Genomic DNA, 9,759 nt, shown 5'->3' with positions numbered 1-9,759 from the left:
CCTGTTTTCAAAATAGCCCCCGAAATATTTGCCAAAAATATAGCCTACCAAAGACCCGAGTACGGCGGCCGTAAACATACATAACAGTAAAATCCCGATCGGTACATCCAGAATGCCCGTCCCGCAGAACACGCCAGCCAGGAAGACCAGGTAATCGCCGGGAAGGAAGAATGCGAAAAACAATCCGTTCTCGGCAAATACAATGAATGTGATCACCAGCAAACCGCCGGTGCGAATGATTTCCTCGGAGTTGAGTATATATTGGAAAAATTCGGTAATTGAATTCATAACTTCAGGATAAAGGAACAGGCTCCATACTTTCTATGGAGCCTTTCAAATTTAAGCATTTTCAGATAGTTCGAGCCAGCGCATCTCCTTGTCAGCCTGACTTTCGGTCAATGTCTCAATTTCTTTCGACCAGCTTGCCAGCTCATCGTGCGAGCCGCCGGTGTTCAGCTTTTCAACCAGAATTGCTTTCTGCTTTTCCATTTTAGCTATATCAGCTTCAAGCTGCTCCATTTCCTTCTGTTCTTTGTAGCTCAGCTTTCTTTTGGCAGTTACATTAGTAGCGGGCACACTTTCCTTCACCGGCTCAGGGGCGGCAATGGGCGCAGGTTTGGAGCCAGCAACTTTTTTCTCTGCTTCCTGTTCGTCCTGATAGTCACGCAATTCGGTATAGTTACCAGGGAAGTCGCTGATTTTACCTTCGCCTTCAAAAACAAATATGTGTTCTACCAGCCTGTCAAGAAAATAACGGTCGTGGGATACGATCATCAGGCAGCCAGGGAAATTCATCAGAAAATCTTCAAGTACATTCAGGCTCGCAATGTCCAGATCGTTGGTCGGCTCATCGAGGATCAGGAAGTTGGGCTGCTTGATCAGGATCAGCAATAGCTGCAACCTGCGCTTTTCACCGCCGCTCAGTTTTGAAATAAAATCGTATTGTTTTGAAGGTGAAAAAAGGAATGCTTCAAGGAGCTTACTAACTGTTACCGATTCACCGGTTCCCAGCTGGACTACCTCTGCCACATCTTTTACAATATCAATTACTCGCTGATTTTCATTGAAAACAAGGTCAGACTGCTTGTAATAGCCAAACTGTACAGTTTCTCCTTTTACAATGGAGCCCTGATCGGGAGTCAGCTCGCCGGTGATCATATTCAGGAGCGTAGATTTGCCCATTCCATTCTTACCAACAATCCCAATCCTATCGCCTTTACGGAAAGTATATTCAAAATCCTTGATCAGCTGCCGCTCACCAAAACCTTTGCTTACCTTTTCAAGCTCTCTGATTTTGCTGCCGAGTCGCGACGTGCGGACATTCAGTTCCATTTTGGTATCAAACTTCTTCTGACTGGCTTTTTCTTTCAGCTCTTCAAAAGCGTCGACGCGGTATTTGGCTTTGGTACCCCTCGCCTTGGGCTGTCTCCTGATCCAGTCAAGCTCCTTGCGCATCAGGTTTCTCGCTTTATCAATGCCGGCAGCTTCCATTTCCTCTCTTTCCGCCTTCTTTTCAAGGAAATAAGAGTAATTACCTTTATACGGATAAGCCGAACCGTGGTCCAGTTCCAGCATCTGATTACAAACTGTATCCAGGAAGTACCTGTCGTGGGTTACTACCAGCAAAGTGGTATTCGAAGTATTAAGGTAGTTTTCCAACCACTCTACGGTGTCCAGGTCAAGGTGGTTGGTAGGTTCATCGAGGATCAGCAAGTCGGGATCTTCCAGCAAAACCTTCGCCATTGCTACTCTTTTACGCTGGCCTCCTGAAAGTGCGCCGTACGGAGTATCGGTATGATGAATGCCCAGCCTGCCTAGCACTTCCTTTGTACGGTATTCAAAATCCCACGCATTGTACTTGTCCATATCTTCCATTACCTCGGCAAGTTCGTCGTGGTTATCGGTTTCAATGGCGTGTTCGTAGCGTTTCACTACCTGTGCTACGGGATTGTTGGAAGAAAAAATAACTTCTAATACGGGTAAGCTTTCGTCGAACGCAGGACTTTGGTCGAGATAACCAATGCGAATGTCCTTTCTGAAACTTACTTCGCCTTCGTCAGGTGGTATCTTACCTGTGAGAATATTGAGAAAAGTTGTTTTCCCCGTTCCATTTTTCCCGATTAAGGCGACTTTATCGCCGCGGCTGATTCCAAAACTGATATTTCTGAAAAGCCATTTGTCAGCAAATGACTTTGCTATATTTTCTGCTGAAAGATAATTCATGATTAAAGCTAAAATTCAATGTCTGCAAAGTTAGGACAGATATCAAACAACTTAGAAAAAATTCGTTTTGATAGGGTAAATAGGCTAATATTGCCACTTATATTCAGTTAGATGGTTCCAACCGACTCGTTTTATTATTATGTCTAAACAATCTCTTTTCTTAATCTCAACGCTCCTATTTTCCCTTAATGCACTAGCCCAAGACGCTAATTTTAAAAATTACACTCAAAAAATCGGGGGCAGCCCAAAGGTATATGAAATGGTCGCCATTCCCGGCGGCGAGTTCATGATGGGAAGCCCGGCAAGCGAAAAAGGCCACAAAGCCGACGAAGGTCCCCAGCACAAGGTAAAGATTGAACCTTTCTGGATGGGGAAAGTGGAAGTGATCTGGGATATCTATGATCTGTATTCTTTCAAGAACATGGAAAAAGAAATGGCAGCCCGCCACCCGGATCCTGAAAAATCAGTGCAAAAAACAGACGCAAGTACCCGCCCCAGCCCGCCTTATGTAGATATGTCATTCGGTATGGGCCGCGAAGGTTACCCTGCAATTAACATGACGCAATATGCTGCTATTCACTTCTGCAAATGGCTTTATGAAAAAACGGGCGTATTCTACCGTTTGCCGACAGAGGCTGAATGGGAATATGCCTGCCGCGCAGGTTCTAAAACGGCTTACTCTTTCGGCGACGATGCTTCTAAGCTGGGAGATTATGCGTGGTTCCGCGGTAACAGCGATGCTGCTTACAAAAAAGTAGGTCAGAAAAAACCAAATGCATTCGGCTTACATGATATGCATGGAAATGTAATGGAATGGACGCTGGATCAATACATCCCTGATTATTATGCTAAAAAGCCTGCTGGCGAGAAGTACGCGCCGGTTACAGAGCTTTACCCGAATTCGGTACGTGGGGGATCATGGGATGATGAGCCAGCTGACTTGAGAAGCGCTGCAAGGGTTCCTTCAAAAGCAGACTGGAAGATACTCGACCCGCAATTGCCAAAAAGTGAATGGTGGCTGACAAGCGCTTCTTTCGTTGGGTTCAGAGTGGTAAGACCTCTGAAAACACCTTCTGCGGAAGAGATCAAAGCTTATTACAGCCCCAAATTAATCGAAGACTATTGATCAACTATAACTCTTAATTTTTGCAATGGAACAAAACAGACGTAATTTCTTAAAAGCATCGGGCCTGATCGCCGGCGGTGCGATATTGAATCCGCTGACAGGATACGGCTTCAATAGTTCTGTGAACGAGACGATCAGAGTGGCACTGATTGGCTGCGGAGGAAGAGGAACGGGAGCTGCTGCACAGGCACTGAGCACATCGCAAAACGTGCAGATCGTGGCAATGGCCGATGCATTTAAAGATCGTCTGGATGATGCATATAAAAACCTGACTGCGAAGAAATACAAAGATGCTTCTGGTAAGGCAGTTGATACTGCAACCAAAGTCAACGTTCCCGACGACCGCAAATTTGTTGGTTTTGACGCATTCAAGAAAGCAATCGCATTGAAAGATGTTGACGTGGTAATCTTGGCAACACCTCCGGGCTTCCGTCCGTCGCACTTTGAAGAGGCTGTGAAGAATGATAAGCACATTTTTATGGAGAAGCCGGTCGCTACCGATGCACCAGGTATCCGTAAAGTGCTGGAAATAGCTGAGCAGGCTAAGAAGAAAAAACTGAATGTAGTGGTTGGTTTACAGCGTCACTACCAGGCCAATTATATCGAAGCAATCAAAAGGATTCACGACGGTGCGATTGGTGATATCGTGGGTGGCCAGGTATACTGGGTAGGAAGCAGCCCCTGGATGAAGGAGCGCCAGCCAAACCAGACTGAAATGGAATACCAGATGAGAAACTGGTATTACTTCAACTGGCTTTGTGGTGACCATATTTCAGAGCAGCATGTGCACAATATTGATGTTGCAAACTGGGTAAAAAAAGGGTATCCTGTTGAAATCCAGGGAACAGGCGGCCGCCAGGTTCGTACCGGCAAAGCTTACGGTGAAATATATGATCACCATACATTGGATCTGGTTTATGCTGACGGAACTGTAATTTCAAGCCAGTGCCGCCAGTTTGAAGGAACCTGGAACCGCGTTGACGAAGCATTTGTAGGAACGAAGGGCCGCATTGACAGCTTTGATGGGAAGAAAACAGCGCTGAAAGACTACAAAGGCGGCGTTATTTATCAGCATGATGGCAAAGCCGACAAAAACCCATATCAGGTAGAACATGACGAATTGTTTGCCGCTATTGCAAAAGGTGAATACAAATTTGCTGATGCAGAGAATGGAGCAAAAAGTACGATGACTGCAATTATGGGTAGAATGGCTACTTACTCCGGTAAAATGGTGAAGTGGGATGAAGCACTTAATTCAGATATCAATTTGTTCCCTGACAAACTTGCCTGGGATGCTTCTCCGAAGATTATGCCAGGTCCCGACGGACTTTATCCGGTTGCTATTCCTGGTAAAAGTCAGGTTATCTGATTTTTATCGTAAATAGAACAAACAAAAAAATGGCTCCTTGGGAGCCATTTTTTTGTTTAAGTCTGTTGCCTTTTTGCGGCAGTAAATTCAGGAAAAACTTCACAGCTCAGATAGCATTTACCGAAACAATTTTTTACATTCGGTAAGAGATCCTTTACGATCTTATTGTGGAACGAAACAAATAGTCAGTGAAACTTGGATTAGGAAACGCTGCACTTATTCTACTCGCCGGTATGATCATAGTACTTACCGGTGTATTCCTCAACACTTCTCAAAAGCACGTAAGCAATCCTATTATCCTGGCCGGCCTTTTAATTGAATTTCTGGGCACAATCTGGCTTGTGCTAAGCCTCAACCAGCGACGCAGAAAACATCGCCTCTGAATTAAATTTTACTCGATTTATTCCTGAGGTAAAAATCAGCCAAGACCAACGCCGCCATTGCTTCTACAATAGGTACTGCGCGGGGAACAACGCATGGATCGTGTCGGCCTTTTCCCTGCACAATTACTACATTTCCATCCTGATCTACACTTTCCTGATCCTGCATGATCGTGGCAACAGGTTTGAAAGCCACATTGAAATAAATATCCTGCCCGTTTGAAATTCCTCCCTGCACCCCCCCGGAGTGATTTGTTCTGGTATGTACCTTTTCATTTTCGTCTACAAAAAAAGCATCGTTGTGCTGCGATCCAAGTAGTTTAACCCCTTCGAACCCGCTTCCATATTCAAAGCCTTTTACCGCATTGATACTGAGCATTGCCTTACCAAGCTCCGCATGCAGCTTATCAAATACCGGCTCGCCTAGTCCCACGGGCGTACCTGTAACTACACAACTCACTATCCCGCCAATAGAGTCCCCGGACTTCCGCACATTATCGATGTAATCAAACATCTGAGCGGCCATTTCCGGATCAGGACAGCGAACTGCATTTTCTTCTGCCAGCGAAAGATCCAGCTCAGTATAGCTTTTATCAAGCTTCATCTGTCCAACCTGCGATACGTATCCGGTTATCTGGATGTTCATTTTTGCAAGAAACAGCTTCGCCACTGCACCAGCCGCGACTCTGGCAGCTGTTTCACGCGCTGAGCTTCTTCCGCCGCCACGATAGTCTCTTACACCGTATTTCTCCTGGTAAGTGTAATCCGCGTGGGATGGTCTGTACTGCGTAGCAATGTGGGAATAATCCTTGCTACGCTGATCTTCATTGCGGATGATCAATGCAATTGGAGTACCTGTCGTTTTCCCTTCAAAAACGCCTGAAAGAACCTCAAATTCGTCGGCTTCTTTACGCTGGGTTGTGATCCGGGATTGTCCTGGCTTACGCCGCGTCAATTCGCTTTGGATAAAATCAGAATCGAATTCCAATCCGGCCGGGCAGCCTTCAATCACTACCCCGATTCCCGCTCCATGTGACTCGCCGAATGTGGCTATTTTGAATATCTTTCCGTAAGTACTTCCCATTGTTTATTTTCTAAAAACCCATATCAGCGTAGCCAGCAAAATGATGACAATCGCATTGGTTATTTCCTTTAATATTTTCTTGTAATCTGTTCCCTGCTTACTGCTGTCGAGACTCTCAATATTGTCGTACAAACCGGACGAACCTGACAGAGAAAGGTTCGCAATCTTGTAATCTTCTCCTTTTACTTCCAAAGACTTAGTAGAACGCAAAGTGTCATACTGTGCAAGATGCGAATTAAAGTATATCCATTGAAAATACCTCCCAAGCGGAAATGTACCATCTTTCCGGGGCACAACAAAGTAGTCGAAAGTCTTTTCTCCAATTACATTCTGATAACTTCTCTTGATTACCTGACTTACTTCGGGTGGATAAATGTCGAGATTAGAGTTGCTCAGGACCAATGGAGTGGGCAATGCAGCAATATTACCTACACCTTCCACCTTAAACATATATCGAATGCTCTCGCCTGGATACACCAGCGCGGCAGACAGTGATTCCTTTAAACTATACTGTCCGACAGCTACCTGGTCCCTCAACGGATGTTCCGGCAGTTGCCTGACTTCTACCGTTACCGATTTCGAACGGAATGTTTTTACAACTTTTTTATCAACATTTACCGCCGCATTATTGTCGGACACCAGCATATCTAGCCTAATCGCAGGAAAGACAATTTTTTCGGTAGTAATTGGAAAAAGCCTTGCCTGATACATATTGTATTCAGTATACCGCTTACCTTTTATGGTAATTCTTCTTTTAACAATTTCTTCAATCCCAACATTTTCCTCCCAGCAATTAGCAGGCCGCAAAATTTTCAGAATAGCCTGGAACTGCTCATTAAACCGGTAGAACTCCATATCCACCGGCGCATTTTCAGCTATATAAAGCGATATTTTCAATGCAAAACCTTCTCGTATGAACACCCGCTTCTTGTCCGTTTGTACAGCCAAAAACACAGCTTCATTATAATTCTCGATTTCGGCTTCAGGTAAGTCTGCAACAGGCTTTATTGTATTATCATCTACGGCCTCAGGGGCAGAAAATACCGCCATTGTCTCTTCGGATCTCAGCCTTTGTCCATTTATGTTCAATGTAAATTCAGGAATAAGGTAGCTGCCGGCCTTTGCAGCGTAATATTCCTGTGTGATCGTCTGAATAACTACTTTTTTCCCGTCAATGGTGCTGATAGAGCTCGTTGCGGATTTACTTCGTTTTTCCAGGTCACGAATGTCAGGGAACAATACTGCAGGTCGTGTTTCTGCATCTCTCAGCACCACAGAAATGGTAAATGGCTGATTGAGGGTCAAGTTCTTGGGGCCAAGTTCAACAGTGGCATCGCTACTTTGAACCTGAGCAAAGGAGATAAAAGAAAAACACAAATAAATATTTAATAACGCATATAATCTCATTAAAATATTTCGTTATCTTTATTAGCAATTGCTATGTCGGAATGTATTTTCCGCCTCCCTAAACCACAAAATTAAGTAATGATATGGCCTCGATGCTTGAATACATTAAAATTATTCTGCAAAAAGTGAGCTTTGATCGAAGATTGTTCGAGAAAGAGCTTAAAAAAGCGATTCGTATGTTGATGCCGGCTGAGGTGAAGCGTTTAAAGCAGTGGTGCTACGATCATTATGCCTCTGTGCATCTTCCTGTCCTCAACACCTGCTTTGCGCGGGTTACTCCTTCGTAGTTTTTAAGGTTTTATAAAAAGAACAGCCGCCTGGATTTTCCAGGCGGCTGTTCTTTTTATAACTCACTTTATTATTTCTTCTTTGGAGTTGCGGTCGCAGTTTTCGTCTTACCTGCGCCTTGTCCAGCTTCGGGAGTCGCAACAGCAAGGCCGAGTGCTTCCTTAGCTGACGCATTATCAGGATCAACCTTCAAAAGCTTCTCCCAATATTCCTTCGCTTTCGCAGGATCCTTTTGCGTAGTCTGGCTGTAGAATGCCAGGTATCCGTATGCAAGTCTTAAGTAAGATTTGTATTTAGATGGATCTGGATCCTTCTCAGCCAATTCAGCAAGCTTAGCATAATAAGGAGCTGAAATACCTTTGTCTATATTCTCTTGTCTGTCGTAGGCATTGTAAAGCGTACTTGCTCTCCAATAATATCCATAAGGCCATTCAGGCAGCTTCTGAGTAACGATAGCGAAAATGGAATCTGCTTTTAATAACAGATTTTTCTTGTCCATTGCAATTCTAGCACTGTCAGCATAATTCGAGTCAGCAGCAGTCGGTACCACGAAACTTGAAGCTCTCTGGAAGTTCGCCAAACCTGTATAGTAGTAGTCGTTTGCGCTTGCTTTGGCAGTATCAAGTGCAATACCTTTCTCGTAAGCCGCAGCGGCATTTGGATAATCTTTCGCAGCGTAGTAAAGTGCAGCAACCTCTTTGTAGGTAGTAGCAGCCTCTGCTTTGCTAGTATCCATATCAGCACCTTTCAGGATGTAAAGTACTCCCGTAGAATCATAACCTTTCTCACCGCCATTCTTTTGGTTGTAAGCACGTCCCAAGTATTTATAGTCATCACCGATAATTTTATCCGGCGCAACTTTCATGAACTCGTCGAGATTCTGAATCGCTTTGTCCGGATCATTTTGCTTGAAGTAAGACCAACCGTACATACGTAATGTTATCGGGTTGTTGATTTTACCTTTAATCTCTTCAAGCAATTGCAGTGACTTCGCGTAATCATCAGCAGTAAATGCAAACTGAGCCGCACGCAACTTCATTTCAGGATCAGTAGTACCACTTTTCTGAATATACATATCGAAGTTCTCAGCAGCTTGTTTGTATTTCTGTGCGAAGAAGTACAGCTCAGCTAAGTCTTTGTAAGCAGGTGCAAAGTTTGCGTCAGCTTCAATCGCTTTCTTGTAGTTTTCAAGAGCCAGGTTATAGTTTTTACCACGCAGGTAAATCTGACCAATGCGATTGTGCGCTACAGCATAGTTTGGTTTTGCTGTTAATGCATATTCGTAAGCAGTAACTGCATTGCCACCTTCGTTACGTAGCATCAAAGCATCACCTTTTGCAATATAGGCATCAGCAAGGTTTTTGTCTCTTTTAACAGCTTCGTCCAACAATCTGATCGCTTCTGCAGGATCATTTTGCTTTTCAAAAAGCGTGTAAGCTTCACCGATGCGATATAGTACCTCAGCATCTTTTTTCTTCTTCTTTTCTGCTTCGTCAAAAAGCTCCTTTGCTTTCGCGCGGTCGCCTTTTCCAAGTGCTACTGTACCAAGACCAACTTTATTCAAATAAGATTTATCGTCAACCTGTAAACCTTTTTCAAATGCCTTCTGAGCCTCGTCCAACTGGTTAGTTATAACATAATAATAACCCAGATAGTATTGATTATCGCCGGAAGGAGTACCTTCTGCCAGTTTTTTAAATAACTCGCCTGCTTCATTGTAACGCTCTCCGTGTATCAATGCCAGGCCATCCTGAACCGTCTGTGCCTGCAACTGCACAAACGCCAATAATCCAAATACCAGTGCTACTAATTTCACTTTCATGTTTCTGTTCATTTTTTACCCGGTTAAAATAGTGATAAAAAATTTGGCTTTTTCAATAAC

The 9,759-nt window shown here is 44.1% G+C and carries 9 protein-coding genes; 4 read left to right on the top strand and 5 right to left on the bottom strand.

What is annotated here, in order from left to right:
- Window positions 1-288, bottom strand: a 288-nt coding sequence (locus ACTIE6_RS11850) for a DedA family protein (protein WP_439556836.1), incomplete at its 3' end; no start/stop codon positions are given.
- A gap of 51 nt (window positions 289-339) precedes the next feature.
- Entirely contained in the window at window positions 340-2,223 is a 1,884-nt protein-coding gene (locus tag ACTIE6_RS11845) for an ABC-F family ATP-binding cassette domain-containing protein (RefSeq protein ID WP_439556835.1), read from the bottom strand.
- A gap of 139 nt (window positions 2,224-2,362) precedes the next feature.
- Here ACTIE6_RS11845 and ACTIE6_RS11840 point away from each other — a divergent pair, with 139 nt between their 5' ends.
- The 3 genes from ACTIE6_RS11840 (at window position 2,363) to ACTIE6_RS11830 (ending at window position 5,101) form a co-directional block, all read left to right on the top strand.
- Complete coding sequence (locus ACTIE6_RS11840; protein WP_439556834.1) at window positions 2,363-3,349, top strand: formylglycine-generating enzyme family protein; 987 nt, start codon at window positions 2,363-2,365, stop codon at window positions 3,347-3,349.
- Between the two features lie 25 nt (window positions 3,350-3,374).
- Window positions 3,375-4,718, top strand: coding sequence for a Gfo/Idh/MocA family protein (locus ACTIE6_RS11835; RefSeq protein ID WP_439556833.1), 1,344 nt, complete (start codon window positions 3,375-3,377; stop codon window positions 4,716-4,718).
- Between the two features lie 188 nt (window positions 4,719-4,906).
- Window positions 4,907-5,101 carry a hypothetical protein gene (locus ACTIE6_RS11830; protein ID WP_439556832.1) on the top strand — a complete coding sequence of 65 codons (195 nt, stop codon included), beginning with the start codon at window positions 4,907-4,909 and terminating at the stop codon, window positions 5,099-5,101.
- Between the two features lies 1 nt (window position 5,102).
- Here the strand turns inward: ACTIE6_RS11830 and aroC are convergent, their stop codons facing one another.
- Both aroC and ACTIE6_RS11820 read right to left on the bottom strand, forming a co-directional pair.
- Window positions 5,103-6,182: a chorismate synthase gene (gene aroC / locus ACTIE6_RS11825; RefSeq protein ID WP_439556831.1), complete on the bottom strand. Its 1,080-nt coding sequence runs from the start codon at window positions 6,180-6,182 to the stop codon at window positions 5,103-5,105.
- A gap of 3 nt (window positions 6,183-6,185) precedes the next feature.
- Window positions 6,186-7,487, bottom strand: a complete 1,302-nt coding sequence (locus ACTIE6_RS11820; RefSeq protein ID WP_439556830.1) for a BatD family protein — start codon at window positions 7,485-7,487, stop codon at window positions 6,186-6,188.
- A 185-nt stretch (window positions 7,488-7,672) separates the two neighbouring features.
- Between ACTIE6_RS11820 and ACTIE6_RS11815 the strand changes: the two genes are divergently transcribed.
- Window positions 7,673-7,876: a hypothetical protein gene (locus ACTIE6_RS11815; protein WP_031528945.1), complete on the top strand. Its 204-nt coding sequence runs from the start codon at window positions 7,673-7,675 to the stop codon at window positions 7,874-7,876.
- Window positions 7,877-7,947: 71 nt separating this feature from the next.
- Here the strand turns inward: ACTIE6_RS11815 and ACTIE6_RS11810 are convergent, their stop codons facing one another.
- Window positions 7,948-9,711: a tetratricopeptide repeat protein gene (locus ACTIE6_RS11810; protein WP_439556829.1), complete on the bottom strand. Its 1,764-nt coding sequence runs from the start codon at window positions 9,709-9,711 to the stop codon at window positions 7,948-7,950.
- Between the last annotated feature and the right edge of the window lie 48 nt (window positions 9,712-9,759).

Source organism: Dyadobacter sp., from assembly GCF_051859145.1.
In the GTDB taxonomy this organism is placed as follows: domain Bacteria; phylum Bacteroidota; class Bacteroidia; order Cytophagales; family Spirosomataceae; genus Dyadobacter.
Note: the sequence above shows the minus strand (reverse complement) of the source record. Positions and strands in the feature narration are given on the sequence as shown.